This is a genomic window from Cyanobium sp. Maggiore-St4-Cus (genome assembly GCF_024345615.1).
Classification (GTDB): domain Bacteria; phylum Cyanobacteriota; class Cyanobacteriia; order PCC-6307; family Cyanobiaceae; genus Cyanobium_A; species Cyanobium_A usitatum.
Genome location: NZ_JAGQBL010000019.1, coordinates 16,585 through 35,937, shown reverse-complemented (window position 1 = coordinate 35,937; position 19,353 = coordinate 16,585). Strand labels below are relative to the sequence as shown.

25 protein-coding genes and 1 pseudogene are annotated in these 19,353 nt (G+C 63.8%); 12 read left to right on the top strand and 14 right to left on the bottom strand.

Annotated features, from left to right (window positions below; genetic code table 11):
* The 4 genes and pseudogenes from KBY99_RS14145 to KBY99_RS14130 form a co-directional block, all read left to right on the top strand.
* Positions 1–322 (top strand): annotated as a pseudogene (locus tag KBY99_RS14145) (photosystem II D2 protein (photosystem q(a) protein)); the annotation flags it as partial.
* A 92-nt stretch (positions 323–414) separates the two neighbouring features.
* On the top strand, positions 415–552 hold the full coding sequence (locus KBY99_RS14140) for a hypothetical protein (RefSeq protein ID WP_254960823.1): 138 nt from the start codon (positions 415–417) through the stop codon (positions 550–552).
* Between the two features lie 199 nt (positions 553–751).
* On the top strand, positions 752–2,311 hold the full coding sequence (locus tag KBY99_RS14135) for an iron uptake porin (protein WP_254999697.1): 1,560 nt from the start codon (positions 752–754) through the stop codon (positions 2,309–2,311).
* Positions 2,312–2,538: 227 nt separating this feature from the next.
* Complete coding sequence (locus KBY99_RS14130; RefSeq protein WP_254999696.1) at positions 2,539–3,189, top strand: J domain-containing protein; 651 nt, start codon at positions 2,539–2,541, stop codon at positions 3,187–3,189.
* 6 nt (positions 3,190–3,195) lie between these two features.
* Here the strand turns inward: KBY99_RS14130 and KBY99_RS14125 are convergent, their stop codons facing one another.
* Positions 3,196–4,521 carry an O-antigen ligase family protein gene (locus KBY99_RS14125; protein WP_254999695.1) on the bottom strand — a complete coding sequence of 442 codons (1,326 nt, stop codon included), beginning with the start codon at positions 4,519–4,521 and terminating at the stop codon, positions 3,196–3,198.
* Positions 4,518–4,766: an NAD(P)H-quinone oxidoreductase subunit O gene (gene ndhO, locus KBY99_RS14120; RefSeq protein WP_254999693.1), complete on the bottom strand. Its 249-nt coding sequence runs from the start codon at positions 4,764–4,766 to the stop codon at positions 4,518–4,520. The genes KBY99_RS14125 and ndhO overlap by 4 nt, the downstream gene beginning before the upstream one ends.
* A 91-nt stretch (positions 4,767–4,857) precedes the next feature.
* On the opposite strand from ndhO, the gene KBY99_RS14115 reads away from it, so the two are divergent.
* Positions 4,858–5,793, top strand: coding sequence for a TIGR01777 family oxidoreductase (locus KBY99_RS14115; RefSeq protein ID WP_254999692.1), 936 nt, complete (start codon positions 4,858–4,860; stop codon positions 5,791–5,793).
* Here the strand turns inward: KBY99_RS14115 and KBY99_RS14110 are convergent.
* The 4 genes from KBY99_RS14110 to KBY99_RS14095 are packed head-to-tail and all read right to left on the bottom strand — an operon-like array spanning position 5,750 to position 8,112.
* Positions 5,750–6,013, bottom strand: coding sequence for a hypothetical protein (locus KBY99_RS14110; RefSeq protein ID WP_106633073.1), 264 nt, complete (start codon positions 6,011–6,013; stop codon positions 5,750–5,752). The two genes, KBY99_RS14115 and KBY99_RS14110, sit on opposite strands and share 44 nt — an antisense overlap.
* Entirely contained in the window at positions 6,010–7,233 is a 1,224-nt protein-coding gene (locus KBY99_RS14105; protein WP_254999690.1) for a lipid-A-disaccharide synthase-related protein, read from the bottom strand. The genes KBY99_RS14110 and KBY99_RS14105 overlap by 4 nt, the downstream gene beginning before the upstream one ends.
* Positions 7,230–7,652: a tetratricopeptide repeat protein gene (locus tag KBY99_RS14100; protein ID WP_254999689.1), complete on the bottom strand. Its 423-nt coding sequence runs from the start codon at positions 7,650–7,652 to the stop codon at positions 7,230–7,232. The genes KBY99_RS14105 and KBY99_RS14100 overlap by 4 nt, the downstream gene beginning before the upstream one ends.
* A 49-nt stretch (positions 7,653–7,701) precedes the next feature.
* Positions 7,702–8,112, bottom strand: coding sequence for a HesB/IscA family protein (locus KBY99_RS14095; protein WP_254999688.1), 411 nt, complete (start codon positions 8,110–8,112; stop codon positions 7,702–7,704).
* A 98-nt stretch (positions 8,113–8,210) separates the two neighbouring features.
* Here KBY99_RS14095 and zds point away from each other — a divergent pair, with 98 nt between their 5' ends.
* The 3 genes from zds to KBY99_RS14080 are packed head-to-tail and all read left to right on the top strand — an operon-like array spanning position 8,211 to position 10,679.
* Entirely contained in the window at positions 8,211–9,704 is a 1,494-nt protein-coding gene (gene zds / locus KBY99_RS14090) for a 9,9'-di-cis-zeta-carotene desaturase (protein WP_254999687.1), read from the top strand.
* Between the two features lie 8 nt (positions 9,705–9,712).
* Positions 9,713–10,156 carry an SRPBCC family protein gene (locus KBY99_RS14085; RefSeq protein ID WP_254999686.1) on the top strand — a complete coding sequence of 148 codons (444 nt, stop codon included), beginning with the start codon at positions 9,713–9,715 and terminating at the stop codon, positions 10,154–10,156.
* Positions 10,137–10,679, top strand: coding sequence for a hypothetical protein (locus tag KBY99_RS14080; RefSeq protein ID WP_254999685.1), 543 nt, complete (start codon positions 10,137–10,139; stop codon positions 10,677–10,679). The genes KBY99_RS14085 and KBY99_RS14080 overlap by 20 nt, the downstream gene beginning before the upstream one ends.
* Here the strand turns inward: KBY99_RS14080 and KBY99_RS14075 are convergent.
* Genes KBY99_RS14075 through KBY99_RS14055 form a run of 5 tightly spaced genes read right to left on the bottom strand, consistent with a single transcriptional unit; the run spans position 10,636 to position 14,974 of the window.
* Positions 10,636–11,466, bottom strand: coding sequence for a uroporphyrinogen-III synthase (locus KBY99_RS14075; protein WP_254999684.1), 831 nt, complete (start codon positions 11,464–11,466; stop codon positions 10,636–10,638). The two genes, KBY99_RS14080 and KBY99_RS14075, sit on opposite strands and share 44 nt — an antisense overlap.
* An 11-nt stretch (positions 11,467–11,477) precedes the next feature.
* Positions 11,478–12,689 (bottom strand): glycosyltransferase, encoded by a 1,212-nt coding sequence (locus KBY99_RS14070; RefSeq protein WP_254999683.1) that lies wholly within the window; start codon positions 12,687–12,689, stop codon positions 11,478–11,480.
* Between the two features lie 44 nt (positions 12,690–12,733).
* Positions 12,734–14,383 carry a glycoside hydrolase family 3 N-terminal domain-containing protein gene (locus tag KBY99_RS14065; protein ID WP_409996574.1) on the bottom strand — a complete coding sequence of 550 codons (1,650 nt, stop codon included), beginning with the start codon at positions 14,381–14,383 and terminating at the stop codon, positions 12,734–12,736.
* Positions 14,373–14,765, bottom strand: coding sequence for a 30S ribosome-binding factor RbfA (gene rbfA / locus KBY99_RS14060; protein WP_254941821.1), 393 nt, complete (start codon positions 14,763–14,765; stop codon positions 14,373–14,375). Before rbfA ends, KBY99_RS14065 begins: the two co-directional genes overlap by 11 nt.
* Before the next feature lie 2 nt (positions 14,766–14,767).
* On the bottom strand, positions 14,768–14,974 hold the full coding sequence (locus KBY99_RS14055; protein ID WP_106633081.1) for a DUF751 family protein: 207 nt from the start codon (positions 14,972–14,974) through the stop codon (positions 14,768–14,770).
* A gap of 65 nt (positions 14,975–15,039) precedes the next feature.
* Between KBY99_RS14055 and KBY99_RS14050 the strand changes: the two genes are divergently transcribed.
* Positions 15,040–15,759 carry a glutathione S-transferase gene (locus KBY99_RS14050; RefSeq protein WP_254999682.1) on the top strand — a complete coding sequence of 240 codons (720 nt, stop codon included), beginning with the start codon at positions 15,040–15,042 and terminating at the stop codon, positions 15,757–15,759.
* On the opposite strand, the gene KBY99_RS14045 is transcribed toward KBY99_RS14050, so the two are convergent.
* Complete coding sequence (locus tag KBY99_RS14045) at positions 15,716–16,381, bottom strand: DUF6816 family protein (RefSeq protein WP_254999681.1); 666 nt, start codon at positions 16,379–16,381, stop codon at positions 15,716–15,718. The genes KBY99_RS14050 and KBY99_RS14045 overlap by 44 nt on opposite strands.
* On the opposite strand from KBY99_RS14045, the gene KBY99_RS14040 reads away from it, so the two are divergent.
* On the top strand, positions 16,380–16,640 hold the full coding sequence (locus KBY99_RS14040) for a chlororespiratory reduction protein 7 (RefSeq protein WP_254999679.1): 261 nt from the start codon (positions 16,380–16,382) through the stop codon (positions 16,638–16,640). The genes KBY99_RS14045 and KBY99_RS14040 overlap by 2 nt on opposite strands.
* An 8-nt stretch (positions 16,641–16,648) precedes the next feature.
* Here the strand turns inward: KBY99_RS14040 and KBY99_RS14035 are convergent, their stop codons facing one another.
* The gene (locus KBY99_RS14035; protein ID WP_254999677.1) at positions 16,649–17,275 is read right to left on the bottom strand and encodes a shikimate kinase; all 627 of its coding nucleotides are present in this window, start codon (positions 17,273–17,275) and stop codon (positions 16,649–16,651) included.
* A 70-nt stretch (positions 17,276–17,345) separates the two neighbouring features.
* Between KBY99_RS14035 and KBY99_RS14030 the strand changes: the two genes are divergently transcribed.
* Together KBY99_RS14030 and KBY99_RS14025 are read left to right on the top strand one after the other, a co-directional pair.
* Positions 17,346–18,308 (top strand): 6-pyruvoyl trahydropterin synthase family protein, encoded by a 963-nt coding sequence (locus KBY99_RS14030; RefSeq protein ID WP_254999676.1) that lies wholly within the window; start codon positions 17,346–17,348, stop codon positions 18,306–18,308.
* An 8-nt stretch (positions 18,309–18,316) separates the two neighbouring features.
* Positions 18,317–18,949 (top strand): RibD family protein, encoded by a 633-nt coding sequence (locus tag KBY99_RS14025; RefSeq protein WP_254999675.1) that lies wholly within the window; start codon positions 18,317–18,319, stop codon positions 18,947–18,949.
* Here KBY99_RS14025 and KBY99_RS14020 read toward each other — a convergent pair.
* A complete protein-coding gene (locus KBY99_RS14020; RefSeq protein ID WP_254999674.1) occupies positions 18,922–19,344 on the bottom strand; it encodes a hypothetical protein in 423 nt (140 codons plus the stop codon). The two genes, KBY99_RS14025 and KBY99_RS14020, sit on opposite strands and share 28 nt — an antisense overlap.
* Positions 19,345–19,353: the final 9 nt, after the last annotated feature.

Genomic DNA, 19,353 nt, shown 5'->3' with positions numbered 1-19,353 from the left:
GGTCACCGCCAACCGCTTCTGGAGCCAGATCTTCGGGATCGCCTTCTCCAACAAGCGCTGGCTGCACTTCTTCATGCTGTTTGTGCCGGTGATGGGTCTTTGGACCAGCAGCATCGGCATCATCGGCTTGGCCCTCAACCTGCGCGCCTATGACTTCGTGTCACAGGAGATCCGCGCTGCAGAGGACCCCGAATTTGAAACCTTCTACACCAAGAACATCTTGCTGAATGAAGGTCTGCGTGCCTGGATGGCACCGGCTGACCAGCCGCATGAAAACTTCGTCTTCCCTGAAGAGGTTCTGCCCCGCGGCAACGCTCTTTGATCGAAGCTTGGTTTTGATATCCGAAATCAAGTTCAGCGCCCCCACGGGGGCGCTTTTTTATTGGCTAAATTTTGCGGGTTCTGTCAGCAGTGATGTGGCAAAGATCTGGACCTTCGGGTGCTGATCCTGCCGAATGCATCGCCGGCTGGCTCCAATCCCCAGAGGAGGAGGTGCCCGTGAGTTCCAGTTGTTTCACCCAGGGTCTGCTGATCGCGGAGAACGCCGGCTGATTTCGGCGCCTGATTCCTGATCAAACGGTTCCGCGCCATAGCGGACCCGGCGAGAGCCCCCGACGAGCCCAGTGCCCGTCGGGGGCATCGTTTTTGGGAGCGCGTGTCATTGTGCGCAGTGGCACAGGCCCAGGTGCTGCTGCTGTGATACGGGGTGATTATGTGTTCGGCGCATTGCGCCATCTCGTGTGAGGAACCCATGAAACTCTTTAAGCAACTCCTGGTTGCACCTGCAGCCCTTGGTCTGCTGGCCCCCGTGGCCGCTACCGCAGCTGAGCTCAACTTGGACGGCGTCAACAAGTACGCCTCCGAGGAGCAAGTCACCAGCATCTCCCAGTTCTCTGACGTCAAGCCCACCGACTGGGCTTACCAGGCTCTGTCCAACCTGATCGAGCGCTACGGCTGCGTCGCTGGTTACCCCGACGGCACCTACAAGGGCGCCCGGGCCATGACCCGCTTCGAAGCTGCTGCTCTGCTCAACGCTTGTCTCGACCGCGTCACCGAAGTGACCGACGAGCTCAAGAAGCTGATGGCCGAGTTCGAAAAGGAACTCGCCATCCTCAAGGGTCGCGTTGACGGCCTCGAGGCCAAAGTGGGCGAGCTGGAAGCTAACCAGTTCTCCACCACCACCAAGCTGAAGGGTATCGCCACCTTCACCATCGGCGGTGCTTCCAACGGTTACGTGGGTGCTTTTGCTCCCGTTACTGTCAACGCTAATAACACGCTTCAGCAAGCTGCAACCATCGTCAGCGGCCAGCAAGCTGAGAAGGTCGCCTTCAACTACGACGTCCGCCTGATGCTCGACACGAGCTTCACCGGTAAGGACCTGCTGCGCACCACCCTGCGCTCCGGCAACTTCGGTGGCTCCGTGTTCGGTGCCAACGGCTCCGCTCTGCTGGAAACCGCCTTCCAAGAGGAAGCTGGCTCTGATGTGGTCAGCATCGACCGCCTCTTCTACCAGTTCCCGATCGGCGAAAACTTCACCGGTACCTTTGGTGCCAAGGTGCGTCAGGACGACATGCTGGCCATGTGGCCCAGCGTTTATCCCACTGACTCCATTCTGGATCGCTTCACCCTGGCCGGTGCCAACGGTGCTTACAACCTCAACCTGGGTGCCGGTGCCGGTATCTGGTACGAGAAGGAAGGCTTCAGCCTAAGCGTCAGCTACGTCTCCAATGAGTACGCGGCTCCCTACAGCTACCAACAGAACACCGTTGTTAACGGAGTTACTACTGGTGGTGGTCTAGGTGATGGCAGCACCACCACCGTTCAGGTTGGTTACGCAGCCAAAAACTGGGGTGCTGCTTTCGCTTACAACTACACCGAAGCTGCCTCCATTCTTGGTGGGATCACAACTCTCCCCACCGAGGTCAACGTCTACAACGTCAACGGTACCAACAACTACGGCTTCAGCGCCTATTGGCAGCCTGAGCAGGCTGGTTGGTTGCCTTCGATCAGTGCAGGCGTTGGTGCCAGCCAGTACAACGGTTCTAACTCCTCCGACGACACCTGGTCCTGGATGGTTGGCCTGCAGTGGGCTGACGCTGTCATCAAGGGCAACGCCTTCGGCATCGGCCTGGGTGAGAACAACACCGACGTCAATCAGTTCGGTCTGGAAGTCTGGTACAAGTTCCAGGTCACCGACAACATCAGCGTGACCCCCGCGATCTTCTGGATCGAGAACGGCGGTTTCGACTACAGCGCCCGTACTACGGACGACAGCTTCGGCGCCGTGCTGAAGACCACCTTCAAGTTCTGATCCTCAGAACCCAACTGGACCGGATTCCTCACACATTTCCGGTCCTTCGTCCTTCACTTCTCAACACACACCTCGATCAACCCCGGCTTCGGCTGGGGTTTTTTGTTGGGCAGCCGCAGCGATATCTGCGGGCAGTGGGGCTTGAGTTCCTAAAGTCATCAACAAATTCCTTTGCTTGCGGAGGCCTCGCCCTGGCTGCTGCTGAACCCACTGCAGATCCTTATCGCGTGCTGGGTGTTTCACCCACTGCCAGCGGCGCTGAAATCAAGGCCGCCTACCGGTCCCTGGTGAAGCAGCACCACCCTGATGCCGGCGGTGATGACCGCACAATCCTGGCCCTAAATGCAGCCTGGGAGGTATTACGCGATGCCGATCGCCGCCGCCGCTACGACCTCACAGCGCCCACCTCTTTAGATCCGGCTGGCGCCAGTTTTTCCGTGAAGCGGGCCCGTGCTCAGTCCACACGCAGCGCTGCCACTGATGCCGTATTGCAGCAGTGGTTGCAGCAGGTGTATGCGCCTATTGATCGGCTTCTGGCTCAAGTGATCAACCCATTCCCAGCCCAGCTCAAGGCCCTTTCAGCCGATCCCTACGACGACACCTTGATGGAGTCATTCTGTGCCTTTCTCGAGCAGGGCCAGGCGCGCATAGACAAGGTTGAGTTGATCTACCGCTCCCAGGTATGTCCACCAGGAGGCCAAGCATTTGCTCTCGATCTTTATCACTGCCTCAGCTTGGTGAAAGACGCTCTCACTGAACTGGAGCGCTACACCATGGGCTACGTTGATTCATATCTGCACGATGGTCGAGAGCTTCTCAAGCAGGCTCGACTGCGCCGTCAGTCATTGCAGTCCCAGCGGCGGGAGTTAGCTGGTTGAGCTGATTTAATTTGGCGTAGGTTCAATTTGCGCGGCAATGACTGCCTCTGGAGAAAAGAGGGCCGCTAAAAAACCTCCTAGCACCATTATCAGGAGGCAGAAGTAAAATGCTGCAAATAAAACGGTGTGGGTTGTTAGTGGGAAAAGCATTACTAGTAATGTGGCTGCATAGGGTGCTGCCATTCTTTGTCTTTCGTGGCACGCCAGCGCAAACCAGCGCCAGCCAAGTGCTATTGCTAGCAGGAGGCCGCCAAGGCCAATTAACCCTGTTTCGGCTGTTAGTTCTAGGTAAATATTGTGGGCATGGGTGGGCTTGTCTCGATGGCCATGGGGAGTGAGCTGGGCATATAGCGGGTAGGCAGGGCGGAATGCATTGATGCCAACCCCGGTAAGGGGGCGATCTTGAATCATTTTTAGCCCTGCGTCAACAAGAAAAGCTCTGTCGGAGGTGAAGCGGTTTAAGGAATTAAACAGTCGCTTGCTTGATGTGGCATCGCTTGGATTTTCGCGTAGCTCCTGAAGTGAGGCGACCATTTCGCTTCCGGACGAGATCATCCAGTTCGACCGTTGTTGAAGGGTTGGTGCAAATGGATATACAGCAACTACGGTTGCCACCAATATCGCTAAGCCAATTAGGCGGGTGCGCCTACTCCAGAGACTCGATAGTGCAATCAGGCCTAGGCCCAGTAGTAATAGATTATTGCGTTGGCCCGAGAGGGTCACCGTTATTACAATTCCACTTAGAAGGGCAATGGCCCAGCGCTGGCGTTGTTTTAGAGGCTCCCACAGCACCAGTGGGGTCATTGCTGCCACGATTATGCCAAAAATGCCGTTGGTAGTGAACGGCCCATTAATCATCCCCTCCGCTTTTGGCGTGATCCCAAATACATCTGCGCCGGTGAGAGCTTGCAGCAGGCCATCGCCGATCCAAGCGGCAATCACTATCACTAGACCAGTTTGCAGCCAGCTGTGATCTTGCTGGTGGCGGAGCCCATAGAGCACGCTTAGGCCGGCCAGCCCAACCAATACAACTGAGGCGATTTCACCCCAGCTTTTGCTCGGAGCTAGTGATGTGGGTATGGAAAGCAACCCTGGAATCAGTAAACACAGCAGCAGCAAACCCAGCCGTTTGGCAGGTTCAGCAACCGCTCCCCATTCGCCGCGCCAGGTAAGGGCTAAGCCCAGTAGGGCTGACCCCACCAACGGCACCCGGTATTCCCCCGGGAAGGGCTGCCAGGCCACCATCAGGAGCGCAAACAACCGGCAAAGATTGGTCAGAGTCAACGCTCTACCAAGGGTGCCAAAGGTCACAAAGCTGGAAAGTCTGTTCAAGCAGGAAAGGCCTCCAGCTGATCCAGCCGCAGCCACACATCCGGCACCGGGCGTCGCCAGCGCAGCTGGGCATAGTCACCCTTGATGGCAAGGATTTCGCCAGGACCCTCCACCAAGTAGGCCGGCAGTTGCGCTTCGCTGGCGCTGGCTTCCAGGCTGCCGATGTAAGCAGCTTTGTCTACCCGCACCAGGCTGCCCTTTTTCAAGGGTGTCTGGGCTGCAGGTGCTGGGGCGGCGTCAGCCATGGTGAATTTGTTTGTTGGCTCAGGCTAAGGCGCTCTGGGCAGCCCCTCCCAATTGCAACCGCCTAGCCTCCCTCAAGCTGTTAGGTCTGAAATGCGGCTGCTGCTGCTGGGTTGTTCGGGGTTTGTAGGTCGCGAGCTGGTGCCTTTTCTGCTTGAGCTAGGCCATGAGCTAACCCTCGTGAGCCGTCAGTCCCAGCCCTTTCCGGCTCTGGTCGGTAAGAGACTGGCCTGCATACGCCTAGATCCGGCCGATGCGGCCAGTTGGGCTGATAACGGCCTCGATAGGGCCCTCTCTGAGGCGGAGGGTGTCGTGAACCTCGCCGGTGAGCCGATCGCTGAACGTCGTTGGACCCCTGGCCACTGCCAGCTGTTGCTGCAAAGCCGCGTTCGCACAACTGAGCTGCTGGTGGCTGCCTTGGCGCGGCTGGAGCAGCCCCCCGCCGTGTTGGTTAATGGTTCAGCCGTGGGCTTCTACGGCTCCAGTACGCAGACGCGCTTCAGCGAGACCAGCCCAGCCGGGGGCGATTTTCTGGCCGAGATCTGTCAGCGCTGGGAAGCGGCCGCTGATCAGGTTCCAGCTGCTTGCCGGCTGGTGAAGCTGCGCATCGGCATCGTGTTGGGCCCCGATGGTGGTGCCCTCGGCAAGATGTTGCCCATCTTCCGTTTGGGTTTCGGTGGGCCGGTCGGTTCCGGACGCCAGTGGATGAGCTGGATTTATCGCCACGACCTCTGCCGCCTGATCGCCACGGCCCTTGAGGATGGCGCTTACAGCGGCGTCTACAACGCCGTTAGCCCGGAAACCACCACCATGGGCCTGTTCGCCAGTGCCCTAGGCAAGGCCCTAGGGCGCCCCAGCCTGTTGCCCGTGCCAGGGCCGATCCTGCAGCTGCTGCTTGGCGACGGGGCCCAGGTGGTGCTTGAGGGCCAGCAGGTGCTGCCCGAGCGCTTACTGGCCCAGGGATTCACTTTTCAGTATCCCCAGCTCAGCGCTGCCCTCGCCGCTGCCACCAACCCAGCACCCCGCTGAGCAGGGCAGCTCCCATCAACAAGCCAATTGCCGGGGTAAAAAGCGGTTCCCACAGCCGCTGAAACAACTCCAGGGGGGCTTCGATGTGTTGGCTGTGCAGGGTTACGGCTACCGCAAACCAAATTGCCCCGGCAATCACCACAAACACATCCACCACCAGCAGGGTGTCCATCGATCCCTTGAGTTGCTGCAGCAAGCTGGGGGGGGTAGGTGTGGTCATGGCAGCTCAGAGGCCTGATTAGGGCGCAGCATTGCCATGATCGCCGCTGCCATCGCCTGGCTGCCGCCGGGAGCGCCGATTCGCTCCAGGCCAATGGCGGCCAGGGACTGGCGTAGGCCTGGTCCTTGCTTGGGATCGCTTTGCTGCTTAAGCAGTTCCTGAGCCAGCTGGGCGGTGGCGGCCAGGGTTGCTGCACTGCCGCTGCTGCCGGGGGCGCAGTGCACGCCTGGGCCAAGCAAGCGGCGCTGGGCTTCAGCAAAGCCCGCTGTGAATTGGGGGCCCTGTCCCACCAGCTGCAGCACTGGCTTGCCTAGCCCCACGGCCTGTTCGGCGGCGGTGCCAGCCATGCACAGCACCAGCTGGGAGGAGGCCAAGATCTCCCCAAACTGGCCCCAGCCAAGTTCAACTGCCAGGGGGCCGCGAACCAGCCGGTCGCTTGCCTCGAGCCGCCAGCCCATGGGGCCGGCCAGCTTGGCAACGCGACTGGCGTCGAGCTCGGACACCAGGGCGGCGCGTAGCCGCAGGGGCTGGCTGCGCGCCCATTCCTCGGGCAGCAGGGCCAGCACCCGCAGCATCAGAGCGAAATTGCGCGCCGCTTCCGGCAGGCGGCTACCTGGCACCAGCGCCAGAGGCTGCAACGCTGTTAGAGGCTGGAGTGATTGGGTTGTGGCGGCGCTCACCACGTCGAGGAAGGGATTGCCGAGGAAGACCACGGCACGGTGCAGTTGCTGGCTGAGGTCGCTGGCGGTGAGGGAATCGCGGCTCCAGATGGCTTTGATGCTTGCTTGGTTCAGCAGCCAGCCGCAGGGCCAGGGCAGGCGCAGGCGGCCTTCGTAGTGGCTGGAGTAAGCAACTAGATAAACGGCGCTGGGCAGGCCCGAGAGCCAGCTCCCCAGTACCGCGAGCACATCGCCCACGGCCACCACCAGGCCGTAGTGGCGGCGGCGGCGGCGTAGAAGCAATAGCCGGCCGAGCACATGGCCCATCTGGCCTTCCAGCAGCTCGCTGAGCCTTCCGCGCAGGCTGGTGTAGCCGAGGCCGCCCGTGCTGCAGCTGCGGGTGCGGCCCAGCACCGGCACGCCCCGCTGGCGATAGGGGCTGCCGTGACCGACCAAGGGCAGAGCCTCAACCGGAATGCCCCGCTGCATCAGCTCGGCAGCTACGAGGGCACCACTGAGGTCTTCCCCGTGGCCGTTGCTGAGTAGCAGAACCGGTTTCAACCCGCCAGCCAGGCCTTCAGCTTCTCCATGGCCTTCCAGCCTGGTTTGCGCACTAGGCCATCGGCGATCGACTTCTGCAGGTCGCCAGTCATCTCCGGCGCCATTGCCATTACCCGCTGCACAATTTCGACGTGTTCGCGGACCCCTTTGGCGCCCGTTTCCAGCATGGCCAGGCTCAGGTTGATGCGGGCCTGGGGGTCCTGGGGGTTAAGGCGCACGGCGGTTTTGGCGGAGCGCAGGGCGGCTTGGGGCTGCTCATCGAGCAGCTGCAGCCAAGCCAGGCAGGTCCATCCCGCCGACTGGTTGGGGGACTGCTCGGTGATAGCGATGAAGCTATCGATCAATTCAGCCGGTGCCACTCCCTCCTGGTAGCGCTGCATGGCCTGCTCGAACAGGGACGGTACGTCTGCTGAGGTCATAGGGAGGCGGCTTGCCTGGTCATCTGCTCAGATTGCCACCCGATGGGCATTACACCGCAAACGAGCTGCCGCAGCCGCAGGTCTGGCTGGCATTGGGGTTGGTGAAGTTAAAGCCGCCGCCGATCAGGGCACTGGAAAAATCCAGCTGCATTCCGTAGATGTAGAGCAGGCTCTTGGGATCGCACACCACCGCGAAACTGGGAGCATCGGCGGGTTCGTAGGTGTAGTGCTCGTCATCGCCCTGGATCGCGCTGGCATCGATGAAGTCCATCGTGTAGCTCATTCCGCTGCAGCCCCCGGAGCGCACGCCCACCCTCAACACCTTGGCCTCGCCCTGCTGGTTCATCAGAGCCCCCAGCTGCTTCATGGCCGGTTCGGTGATCAGGATCCCCTTCCCGTCTTTGGCGGTGAAGGTGGGTTGGGCCTGGGCTGCAACAGCAGTGACAGTTTCGGTACTCATCAAGATCTACGCCAGTTGCAACCACTGTATGGAGGCTCCCCGTTCGCTGCCTGGCGGAGTGTCTCCATAGAGTCAGCGCACTACTGAGGGTTGAAAGGGTGCAGGTCGCCATCGTGGGAGCGGGACTGGCCGGTTTATCTGCGGCGGTGGATCTGGTGGATGCCGGCCACCAGGTGGATCTCTACGAGGCCCGGCCGTTTCTGGGCGGCAAGGTGGGCAGCTGGGTGGATGAGGGCGGCAACCACATTGAGATGGGGCTGCATGTGTTCTTTTTCAACTACGCCAACCTCTTCGCCCTGATGCGCAAGGTGGGGGCGATCGACAACCTGCTGCCCAAGGACCACACCCACCTGTTTGTGAATACTGGCGGCGATCTGCGGGAGCTCGACTTTCGCTTCGCCCTTGGCGCTCCCTTCAACGGCTTGAAGGCCTTCTTCACTACTCCCCAGCTCGACTGGATCGACAAGCTGCGCAATGCCCTGGCCCTAGGCACCAGCCCGATCGTGCGCGGCTTGGTGGACTACGAGGGGGCCATGAAGACGATCCGAGCCCTGGATCGGATCAGCTTCCAGGAGTGGTTTGTGGGCCATGGCGGCAGTGAGCAGAGCATTAAGCGGATGTGGAATCCGATCGCCTACGCCCTGGGCTTCATTGATTGCGAGGCGATCTCGGCCCGCTGCATGCTCACGATCTTCATGATGTTTGCCTCCAAAACCGAGGCCTCCAAGCTCAACCTGCTCAAAGGCTCGCCCCACCGCTGGCTCACGGGCCCGATTCTCGACTACATCCAGCAGCGCGGCGGCCGGCTGCATCTGCGCCACCGGGTTACGGAGGTGCATTTCGAGGAGGGGGCAGCTGGCGTCGATGGCCAGCCCGTTACCCGGGTGAGCAGCCTCACTCTCGGCACCCCTGAGGGCGATGTCTCCGTAGTCGCAGACACCTATTTGGCCGCTTGTGATGTGCCTGGTATTCAGCGAATGCTGCCCCAAGCCTGGCGCCGCTGGCCCCTATTCGACAACATTTACAAGCTTGATGCGGTGCCGGTGGCCACCGTGCAGCTCCGTTATGACGGCTGGGTAACCGAGCTCGGTGATGGCGCCGCCGCCACCGCCACCCGAGCCGATCTCAGCAGCCCCGCTGGCCTCGACAACCTGCTCTACACCGCCGACGCTGACTTCAGCTGCTTCGCCGATCTGGCCCTGGCCAGTCCCGAGGATTACCGCAAGCAGGGGCAGGGCTCCTTGCTCCAGTGCGTGCTCACCCCAGGTGATCCCTGGATTCCCAAGAAAACCGAAGAGATCGTGGCCCACACCGACGCCCAGGTGCGAAGCCTGTTCCCTTCGGCCGCGGGCCTGAAGCTGGTGTGGAGCAACGTGGTGAAGCTGGCCCAGTCCCTTTACCGCGAGGCTCCAGGCATGGAGCCCTACCGACCAGAGCAAGCCACGCCGGTAGCCAATTTTTATCTGGCCGGTAGTTACACCAAGCAGGATTACATCGATTCGATGGAAGGCGCCACCATGAGTGGGCGCTTAGCCGCAGCTGCGATCCTGGGAAGCCAGGCTGCGCTGGCCACCAACACCTCTGTTTCGTAGGAGATTCCATGGGCCGTTGGCTTGAGCACAGCGTCACCACAGAGATCCGGGCCTCGGTGGATCAGGTGTGGGAGGTATGGAGTGACTTGGAGGCGATGCCCCAGTGGATGCGCTGGATCGAGTCGGTTGTAACCGAGCCCAACGATCCCGATCTCACCGATTGGACCCTGGCGGCGCAAGGCTTCCGCTTCCATTGGAAAGCCCGTATCAGCCAGCGGGTTGAGGCCCAGCAACTGCACTGGGAGTCGGTGGGAGGCCTGCCCACTAAGGGTGCGGTGCGCTTCTATTCCCAGGCGCCCGAGCTCACGGCGGTCAAGCTGAGCGTTAGCTATGAACTGCCCGGGGTCTTGGCACCATTGATGGAACCAAGCATCCTGGGTGGAATTGTGACCAAGGAGCTTCAGGCCAACCTTGATCGATTCCGTGATCTCGTTGAATCTCGCAACCCCTAAGTTCCTCGGCGCTGCCATCGCTGCAGCCCTGCTGCAGGCCTCGTGCTCTGGGGAGAAGCTCCCGCAGGCCTCCAGCCAGGCAACCTCGCCGCCTAAGTCGCAGCCGGCGTCCCCAGCACCAGCGCCTGTTGGGGCACCAGCTCCCTTGGCGGGACTGACACCCCTGCCCAGCTCCAACCAGGTGGTGGCTTCCGTTTCGTCAGGGCGTGTTGATCCATTTGCGCCCCTGGCGACTCCCGCAACAGCTTCCTCTGCCCGGCCGATACTTCTCAGCCTCCCCCCTGGCTTGATCTTCAACGGCGTGATTCGCTCCGGCGGCACCCCGGAGGCTCTGGTGCAGTTCGGTGCCGAGAGCGGCACCTTGCGGGTCGGTCAGAGAGGCGGCAGCACCACGGACTACAGAACCACGGACCACAGAACCACCCCCCTACTGCCGGCGGGTTGGAGCGTGGCCAGCATTGATGTTCAAAATGGTCGCCTCACCCTGCGTCAGGGCAAGCAGGCGGTGACGGCCGAGCTCTGAGGCTGCGGCCGCAGGCATCCACCAGTCCAGTCAGGTCATGGGGATCGGCTTCAGCGTCGACGCGGCCAAGTAGCTGCCGGCAGCGCTCGCTGGTTTGGGGTCCGATTGAAACCACGGCCACCCCCTCCAGCTGGCTGCTCCAGGTGGGCCCGAAAGCCCCTTCCAGCAGCTGGCAGGTGTGGCTCACGGTTTTGCCGCTGCTGAAGGTGATTGCGTCGAGGCGCCGTTGCTCTAGGGCGGCCACCGCAGCGCTGGGTAAACCCTCTGGACAGCCGGTTTCGTAGGCGGCAACTTCAACCACCCGGACACCAGCAGCGGCGAAGGCATCCGCTAGCAGGGTGCGGCCGCCGCTCTGCACCCGGGGCAGCAAAAGGCGCAGCCCCCAACCCGAGACGGGAAAGTGCTCCAGCAGGCTGTCGGCCACAAAGCTGGGCGGGATGAAGTCGGCGGGCGATCCCAACGATTCGAGCTGAGCTGCGGTTTTGCGGCCTACCGCAGCGATCTTCAGGTGGCTGGGCCGCCGTGCCAGGGAGCGGCCGATGCGGCGCAGCCGCTGTTCCACGGCCTCAACGCCGTTGCCACTGGAAAAAACCAGCCAGTGGAAATCATCAAGCTCGGCCAGGGCATCGTCGAGGGGCCCCCATTCATCTGGTGGGGTCACCACCAAGGCAGGGAGGTCGACCACCGTGGCGCCAGCGGCTTCAAACAGGCGCCGGGCTTCACCTAGCTGGGTTTCGGCCCTGGTCACGGCGATGCTGCGGCCGCTCAGATAGGAGTCAGAAGCCATGGCCAGGGGGATCACTGGTCATCCAGCTTGACCATGCTGCCCGCCTGTTGCCGCAGTGCTTCCGCTTCGCTTTGCCGGTTTTGCTGCTCCAGCAGGGAAATCGCCTGGCGGAAGCCGCTGCGGGCCCCTGGCACATCACCGCTGAGCAGCAGGGCAACGGCCAAGTTCTGCTGGGCGGCGGCCAGGCTTGGATCGCGCTCCAGGGCTGAGCGGTAGGCCGCGATTGCCGCCGGCAGCTGGCCGCGTCGCCGCTCGCTAATCCCCAGGTGCAGCCACCCGAGTGCCAGTTCGGGCGCTGCTGCGCAGGTCTGGCGACACAATTCGCAGGCCTCTTCCAGGGCACCCTGGCTCTTCGTGCTGGGCTCTTGCAGCAGGGCGGCCAGATTTAGCCGGGCCGCCAGGGTGAGCCGCGGCGGCAGGGGTAGCTCCAGGGCTTGGCGGTATAGCTGGCAGGCGTGCTTTGGGTCGCTGCTGCCCAGGGCGATCGCCAGGTGCAGCAGCAGCTCGTAGCGCTCGGGGTGGCGGCTGGCTGGACACCGGGCTAACCCCTGCTGCAGCAAGGCGATGCCGCGTTCGCGGTTGCCCTCGCTCACCTCCAGGCTGCCGAGCTTGCCGCAGGCGTAGGGATCCCCAGGATTGGCGGCAAGGTCGGCCTCCATGGCCTGGCGCAGCCGCTCTGCCTTGGCACCGCTGGCCAGCAGATCACTGCGGTAGCCATCGTGGGCTAGCGCAGGCACATCGCAATCCGCCAGATGCCAGTGGGGCTCCTTTTCCAGCAGGGCCAGCACGCTGTCATCCACCATCGAGTGGTAAGGCCGGCTCCAGTGGATGGCTGGATGGCGGCGAAACAGGCGGCTCACATTTGAGTAAGGCGACTGGGCCGCCCCCAGCTCCTGCCGCAGCAGGTTGATCAGCAGCAGGTCCGGCTCGGCCATCAGGGATTGGAGTGGCTGGCGGGCCTCGGGCAGCAGCCACTCGTCGGCATCGAGCACGAGCACCCAGTCGCCGTGCACGTGCCCCAGGGCCTCATTGCGGGCTGGGGCGAAATCCCCTGGCCAGGGCAGCTGATGCACCACCGCACCGCAGCTCTTGGCGATGGCGATGGTGGCATCGCTGGAACCGGTGTCCAGCAGCACCATCTCATCGACGAAGCCCGCCACCGAGGCCAGGCAGCGCTCCAGCCGCTCGGCTTCGTTGCGCACGATCATCGAGAGACTGAGCATGGGCCGGATGGGGACGGGCTGGAAACAGGCAGCTTGGCTCCGGCTCAGTCGGTGAAGCCAGCGCCCGCTTCAGTGTCTCCCAGCCCTAGTCCACTGCCCAGTCTTTGGAGAGCTTCGGCCTGAGCCAGGGGCATCTGGCCGGGGCTGTAGACGCCAGGGACGCCCGGCGGCAGTAGGGGGCGCAGCTCCTCCCAGAGGTAGGGGCTGCCGTACACCACCAGCCCCGCCAGCCTTCCGGCTTTTGCTAATTGACGCAGTGCCGCAGGCCAGGGCTCGGCGCTGCCGGCGCTGCCTCGGAAGGGATTGCCCCGCACAAACAACTGCAGCAGCACCTGTCCTGGGCCGAGCCGCTCCATGGCGAGAGGCGCGTCGGTGTCGGTGCCCCAAGGGCTGGGGCTGCGGGCCTCCAGCAGCAGGGTGCGCCAGCCGCGGGATTCGGGCCGAGCCAAGGCTGGAGCAGTGGCAGTTAGCACTGCAGCGGCTGCGGCCAAGGCCGAGTCGAGCCTGATCAGATTGATGCCGGCCTGGGGGGTGGCGGCGCCGCTGCTACCCGCCGTCTCCATGGTGGCCCGCACCAGCTCCAGGGCCAGGACCTGGTTGGGTTGGGCGGCCGCCTCTGGATCGGCAACGGCCAAGGCCGCTTCAGGCCCAGCGCAGCGCTCCAGGGCCTGAAGGCGGCGCTCGGCACTGGCTTCCAGCTGCTCAACATTGAGCCGGCCGCTGGCCACCGCTTCAGCGATGGTGGCGATGGCCGCATCCGCATCGGCGGGCATCAAGACCAGATCGGCCCCGGCTTCCAGCGCCAGCACGGCCGCCTCCCCGGCGCCGTAGCGCCCAGTGATCGCGTCCATCACCAGGGCATCGGTCACGATCAACCCACCGAAGCCCAGCTGCTGGCGCAGCAGTCCGGTAAGCACCGGCTTGGACAGGGTGGCTGGCCGCTTTTGATCAAGCTCCGGCAGCATCAGGTGGGCGGTCATCACCGAGGCCACTCCAGCAGCGATCGCCTGTTGAAACGGCGGTAGCTCGATCGCCGCCAGCCGCTCGCGGCTGTGGGGCAGCAGGGGCAAGGTGATATGGGAATCGCTGCTGGTGTCGCCGTGGCCGGGGAAGTGTTTGGCGCAGCCGAGCACCCCAGCTGCCTGCACGCCCCGCACAAAGGCCGCTGCCAGCGCCCCGGCTGTGGCTGGATCTTCCCCCCAGGCCCGCACATTGATTACCGGGTTGGCCGGGTTGTTGTTGACATCGCACACCGGCCCCAGCACCCAGTTGAGCCCCAGGCCCCGGGCATCTCGGCCCGTGCACTGCCCGTAGCGTTCAGCTAGCTCAAGCGCCTGTTGGGGGTCGCGTCCGTAGAGGCGCCCCAGGGCTAGGGGTGGCACCAGCCAAGTGGCGCCGTCGAAACGCTGGCCCACTCCCTCCTCCACATCGGCGCAGAGCAGCAGCGGCTGACCGGCCCAGCGGCGCAGCTGGCGGCAGCGCAGGGCCACCTCGGCGGCGCTGCCGCCAAGCAGGATCACGCCGCCCACGCCAGCCTCCAACAGGCTGCGGAGCTTGTTGTTACGCAGCTCCCAGCGGGGGTAGCCGCGTTGGTGGTCGGCGAGTTTGCCGCTGCCGCGCACCACGATCAGCTGGTGGATCAGGCGCAGCAGGGCTGGACCGACGGTTTGGGTCGGGCTTGGTTCAGAGATCACTGGCTTCGGCGGGTTCGCCCTTCTCCTGCCGCTCGTCTTCTAGGCGATTGAGCAGCCCCAGCACTGTGGTGCCCTTTTCGATGCCTCGATCGAGCACAAACACCACCTCAGGGGTGCGCCGCATCTTCAGCCGCCGGCTCAGCTCACCCTTCACGAAGGCGCTAGCCGAACGCAGGCCTGCCATGGCTTGCTCCTTGTCGGAGTCGCTGCCGAAGACGCTCACAAAAATTTTGCAGTGCTGCAGATCGCCGGCCACTTCAACTGTGGTGACGCTCACCATCCCCTGGTTGACCCGCTCGTCCTTGATGCCGCCAATCAGCAGCTCACTAATTTCGCGGCGGATCAGGGAGGCCACCCGCTCCACCCGTCGGCTCTGTGCCATGGCTATGCCAGCGGTGCTGGGTTCACCATCGCATGCAGGATCAGCCCCAGGCTCAGGAGGCCGCTGACGCCGGCGCCAATCAGGGCAACCGCCGTTACCGGATTGCGGCCCCGGGCTGCCAGCGGTTCGAACACCGAATTGGCCACACCCAGGCCAAAGGCCACCAGGTAGCGCGGGTAGCGCGTCACATTCAGGAAGAAGTCCTTCATCGCCCGGGGTGGTCGGTCCTTGCTGCTTGCTGGCTACTCTGCCGCCCAGAGGTCAGGTTTGAAGCATGGAACTGCACCAGTTCAGGCATTCGGCCTTTTGCGAGAAGGTACGGCTGGTGTTGGCCGCCAAACGGCTCGACTACACGGTGGTCGAGGTCACGCCCGGCTTGGGCCAGCTGGAACTCTTCCGCCTGTCGGGCCAGCGCCAAGTGCCAGTGATGCTGGATGGCAGTGAAGTAATTGCCGATTCCACGGCCATTGCCCTTTATCTAGAGCGGCATCACCCCGAGCCGCTGCTGCTGCCAGAGGCCCCGGCCGAGCGAGCCCGGGTGCTGCTGATCGAAGACTGGGCCGATACGGCCCTTGCAGCCGGCTGCCGGCTTGCCCTGGTGCAAGCGGCTGCTGTTGATCCGCAGTTGCGCTCCGCCTTGCTGCCCGACTCCACCCCCGGCCCCCTGCGCCAGCTGGTCAGCAACCTGCCTGCAGCTGTCATGGCGGGCGTCGGCGAAGCGGTGGCAACGGTGGTGGGCAGTGCTGAGCGCCAGCAGTTGCAGACGAACCTCGAGCAGTTGGCTGTACTGGTTGCCGATCAGCCCTACTTAGTGGGCGATCGCCTCACCCTTGCCGATCTGGCTGTTGCTGCCCAGTTGGGGCTGCTCAAGTTTCCCGCCAGCAGCGGCGCCCCCCTTTCGGGCCAAGGGGTTAGCGGCATCGCCGACCACCCGCTGCTTGAACCCCTGTTCAACTGGCGGGATCGGATTGCGCTGGAAGCGGGTCGGGGCTGAGCGGCGTCAGAGTTAGTTGGAAATGGCCGCTGCTGCTGGCCGCGGCGGCCAGGCCCAGAGCCGGTGAGGGATAGCTGGCTTGCCACTGCTCGGTTGTAACAGTGCCGTCGGGGTTTTGGCTGTAGTGGCTCAGGGTTTCTACCCGGCTAACCCGGGGGTCGCCGGGGCCGTGCAGTACCTGGAGGGCCAGTTCGTCAGACCAGAAGCCGGTCGGATTGGGCGACTCGCTGCGGCGTCCCACCACCGTCGATTCCAGTTGCTGATCCTCCGCCAGCAAGGCGATCTGGCGGTTTGGATTGGCCGGATCATTGCGCACTTGCAGCAGGGCAGCGCCCAGCAGGGCCCGGCCGATAGCGGTGGCATTGAAGGCCCTATCGCCCACCACCGCTCCGCCTGGGTCGGGGCTGAAGCGCACCTCGTAGTCCAGGTCATCGCTGCGCACCTGCCAGCGCCCGGCCATCCAGTCGGGGTAGCTCAGATCCTGGTGACCGGCTCGAGCCGAGGGTCGATCTAAGGGAGCGGGCAGGCGCCACTCGGGCCAGTGGGCGGCCCGTTCCGCCAGCACGCCCGGCCCCATCGCCAGCAGCAGCGCCAGGATGGGTGCCAGTAAGGCTCCAGTCATGTCCAATCCCCTGTTGCGGGAGCTAGATCATTACGTGGTGCTGGAGCCAGGTGGCGGCGAGCGGATTCTCACGGCGGCCGAAACCCTGGCCTGGCTTGAGGCCCGGCTTGCCAAGCTGGAGCCGGTGCCGGCAGATCTGGTCGGTCTCTCTAGCCCGGGCCTGCAGGCCCAGCGACTGCTGGAAACCGCCTGCGAACTGGAGTTGGAGCCTGGCCTGACGATTCAGTGGTTTGCGGTGCGGATCGAACCGCCCGGCTAAGGGGAAACTCAGTTGAGGGATGGTGTGATCTGGCCATCGGCCTGGCGCAGCTCCACCGGGGCCTCAGGCACCGCAGCTGGGTCTTTGAGAATGGCTGGCAGATCGGCCAGCACCTGCTGGGCCACTTGGGCGGGGCTATCTCCAGCCTGTTGCACCCGCAGGTCGGCCTGGGCATAGAGCGGCTGCCGTTGGGCCAGCAGCTCGCCTAGGCGGGCGCTCGGATCACCGGCCTGCAGCAGGGGCCGGGGGGTGGTATCGGCGCGCAGGCGTTGCAGCAGTAAGGGCGCTGGCGCATCCAGCCACACCACCACCCCCTGGCGCATATGGCCCCAGTTTTCGGGCCTGGTCACCACTCCACCTCCGGTGGCCACCACCAAGGAATGCCAGCCGGCGATCTGGCCAAGCACCGCCGTTTCCAGTTCTCGGAAGCCGGCTTCGCCGTCAGTGGCGAAGATTTCGGGGATGGTGCGGCCAGCAACCTGCTCCAGGGCATCGTCTGCATCAAGGAAGCGGTAGCCCAGCGCTTCGGCCAAGGGGCGGCCGACGGCGCTTTTACCGGCGCCCATCATGCCGATCAAATAAACGTTTAGCCCTTGCAAGCGCTGGGCCAAGCTTGGCGATGGGGGTCTATTCATGGCGGGGTTTTCCTGGTTCGACGCCTTGGCCCTTGCCCGTTTCTAGGATGGTGAGCCACTGACCCGGGCGATGACGGCTACTGCAACAGCGTCAGGCTTCTCGCCGAACCCGACCAGCTCCAGCCACGGGCGGGGCCGCCCCTGCGTAATTACCAGGCGGGCCACCTTTAGTGCCAGTCATCGCTACTGGTTGCCGGAGCTCAGCGCTGAAGAGAATCAGGCCCGCTTCGGCCCCTGCAGCCTGGCCCCCGGCCACGGCCACAACTACACCTTGGTGGTGGCGATGGCTGGTCCGCTCGATGCGGACGGCATGGTGCTCAATCTCTCTGAGGTGAAGCACGCGATCCGCTCTGAGGTGACGGCCCAGCTTGATTTTCGCTACCTCAACGAGGCTTGGCCTGAGTTCGATCTGGATCGTCCTGAGGGCAAGCTGCCCACTACTGAAGCCCTTTGCCAGGCCATCTGGACCCGCCTTGCCCCCCAGCTGCCCCTGGTGGGGCTGCGTCTGCACGAAACCGACACGCTCTGGGTCGACCTGCTCGCCCCAGGCTCTGCCCCAACCCCCATGGAAGCCTTTCTCTCGATCCGCACCCACTTCGCCGCCGCCCACCGCCTGGCCCGGCCCGAGCTCTCCCAAGGCGAAAACGAAACCATCTACGGCAAGTGCGCCCGGCCCCATGGCCACGGCCACAACTACCTGCTCGATGTAACCGTCCGAGGCCCGATCGATGCCCGCACCGGCATGGTCTGTGATCTGGCGGCTCTGCAGCAGCTCGTCGACGACCTGGTGGTGGAGCCCTTCGACCACACCTTCCTAAACAAGGACGTGGAGCACTTCGCCAGCACGGTGCCTACGGCTGAGAACATCGCCCTTCACATCGCCGACCTGCTCAGCGCTCCGATTGCAGCCACCGGCGCTCGCCTGCACAAGGTGCGCCTGCAGGAAAGCCCCAATAACGCCGCCGAGGTGTTTGCTGAAACTCCCCAGCTGGAAATGGTGCCCGCGGCGCTCGAAGCCCTGGTGGCTGGCTGAGCCCCGTGATGCGGCTGGTGCTGGCCGTCAGCCTGGATGGCCGCTTGGCGCCCCCGCAAGGTGGCGCTGCCCAGCTGGGTGGAGTTGGGGATCGTCAGGTGTTGGAGGAGGCCCTCGCCTGGGCTGATGGGTGCCTGATCGGTGCCGAAACCTTGCGGTGCCATGGCAGTACCTGCCTAATTCGTGCGCCTCACCTGCTGGCCGAGCGAGCAGCCAGCGGCCGCGCTGAGCAGCCGGTCGCCGTAGTAGTGAGCCGTAGCAACGATTTTTCCCCGCATCTGCATTTCTGGCAGCAGCCTCTGCAGCGCTGGCTGCTTACACCCACGCGATCGCCGCTAGCCCCGGATTTTGATCGTCGCCTGGATTTAGAGAGTTGGGGTGTGGCCCTGGCTGCCTTGGCGGATCAGGGGCTGGACCGGCTGGTGGTGCTGGGCGGTGCGGCCCTTGCCGCCAGCCTGCTGGCCGAAGGCTGGATCGACGAGCTGCAGCTGACGCTTTGCCCTCGGCTGCTGGGGGGGGGCCATGCCTGGTTGCCCCTGGAGGCCGCAGTTCAGGCTGGGGAGTGGTGCCTGCAGGAGCACCGGCGTCTGGAGGGTGAGGAGTTGCTGCTGCGCTACCGCCGCGTCTTGGCGAAGCCCTGAGCCAGCTCCCGCAGGGGAATCTGCTGGAGGGTGTCGGCGGGCAGGCCCAACATGCGGGCCAGGCAGCGTTTCAGCACTACTTCGCTGTCGGCGCCGAAGTCGCCGCGGATCAGATCGCCCAGCACCGCCAAGCCCCTTCCACTCGAGGCGGTTTCCTCCACCAGGCACTGGCTGGTGGGCCGGGCCAGCTGGGCGCAGGGAGCTTCCAATTTGGCGGCCAGGCTGGCATTGCCGGCGGCTGCGGTTTCCACGCAAACGGTTTTCAGCCGTTGCTCCAGTTGGGGGCGTACCAGCTGCAACACGGGCAGCAGCAGGCTCGTCAGCAACACCGGGGCGACCAGTACAGGGGCGAACAGTTGCACCGGAGTTGCCAGGGCACGGAACGATTGAGGCACCAAGGCGGC

What these genes read in the sequence shown, in the direction of transcription:
- KBY99_RS14140 (WP_254960823.1), top strand. Translation starts at nt 415, where the DNA reads ATGTGGCAAAGATCTGGACCTTCGGGTGCTGATCCTGCCGAATGCATC.
- KBY99_RS14135 (WP_254999697.1), top strand. Translation starts at nt 752, where the DNA reads ATGAAACTCTTTAAGCAACTCCTGGTTGCACCTGCAGCCCTTGGTCTG.
- ndhO (WP_254999693.1), bottom strand. Translation starts at nt 4,766, where the DNA reads ATGGCTGACGCCGCCCCAGCACCTGCAGCCCAGACACCCTTGAAAAAG.
- KBY99_RS14115 (WP_254999692.1), top strand. Translation starts at nt 4,858, where the DNA reads ATGCGGCTGCTGCTGCTGGGTTGTTCGGGGTTTGTAGGTCGCGAGCTG.
- KBY99_RS14110 (WP_106633073.1), bottom strand. Translation starts at nt 6,013, where the DNA reads ATGACCACACCTACCCCCCCCAGCTTGCTGCAGCAACTCAAGGGATCG.
- KBY99_RS14100 (WP_254999689.1), bottom strand. Translation starts at nt 7,652, where the DNA reads ATGACCTCAGCAGACGTACCGTCCCTGTTCGAGCAGGCCATGCAGCGC.
- KBY99_RS14095 (WP_254999688.1), bottom strand. Translation starts at nt 8,112, where the DNA reads ATGAGTACCGAAACTGTCACTGCTGTTGCAGCCCAGGCCCAACCCACC.
- KBY99_RS14085 (WP_254999686.1), top strand. Translation starts at nt 9,713, where the DNA reads ATGGGCCGTTGGCTTGAGCACAGCGTCACCACAGAGATCCGGGCCTCG.
- KBY99_RS14075 (WP_254999684.1), bottom strand. Translation starts at nt 11,466, where the DNA reads ATGGCTTCTGACTCCTATCTGAGCGGCCGCAGCATCGCCGTGACCAGG.
- KBY99_RS14070 (WP_254999683.1), bottom strand. Translation starts at nt 12,689, where the DNA reads ATGCTCAGTCTCTCGATGATCGTGCGCAACGAAGCCGAGCGGCTGGAG.
- rbfA (WP_254941821.1), bottom strand. Translation starts at nt 14,765, where the DNA reads ATGGCACAGAGCCGACGGGTGGAGCGGGTGGCCTCCCTGATCCGCCGC.
- KBY99_RS14055 (WP_106633081.1), bottom strand. Translation starts at nt 14,974, where the DNA reads ATGAAGGACTTCTTCCTGAATGTGACGCGCTACCCGCGCTACCTGGTG.
- KBY99_RS14050 (WP_254999682.1), top strand. Translation starts at nt 15,040, where the DNA reads ATGGAACTGCACCAGTTCAGGCATTCGGCCTTTTGCGAGAAGGTACGG.
- KBY99_RS14040 (WP_254999679.1), top strand. Translation starts at nt 16,380, where the DNA reads ATGTCCAATCCCCTGTTGCGGGAGCTAGATCATTACGTGGTGCTGGAG.
- KBY99_RS14045 (WP_254999681.1), bottom strand. Translation starts at nt 16,381, where the DNA reads ATGACTGGAGCCTTACTGGCACCCATCCTGGCGCTGCTGCTGGCGATG.
- KBY99_RS14035 (WP_254999677.1), bottom strand. Translation starts at nt 17,275, where the DNA reads ATGAATAGACCCCCATCGCCAAGCTTGGCCCAGCGCTTGCAAGGGCTA.
- KBY99_RS14030 (WP_254999676.1), top strand. Translation starts at nt 17,346, where the DNA reads ATGACGGCTACTGCAACAGCGTCAGGCTTCTCGCCGAACCCGACCAGC.
- KBY99_RS14025 (WP_254999675.1), top strand. Translation starts at nt 18,317, where the DNA reads ATGCGGCTGGTGCTGGCCGTCAGCCTGGATGGCCGCTTGGCGCCCCCG.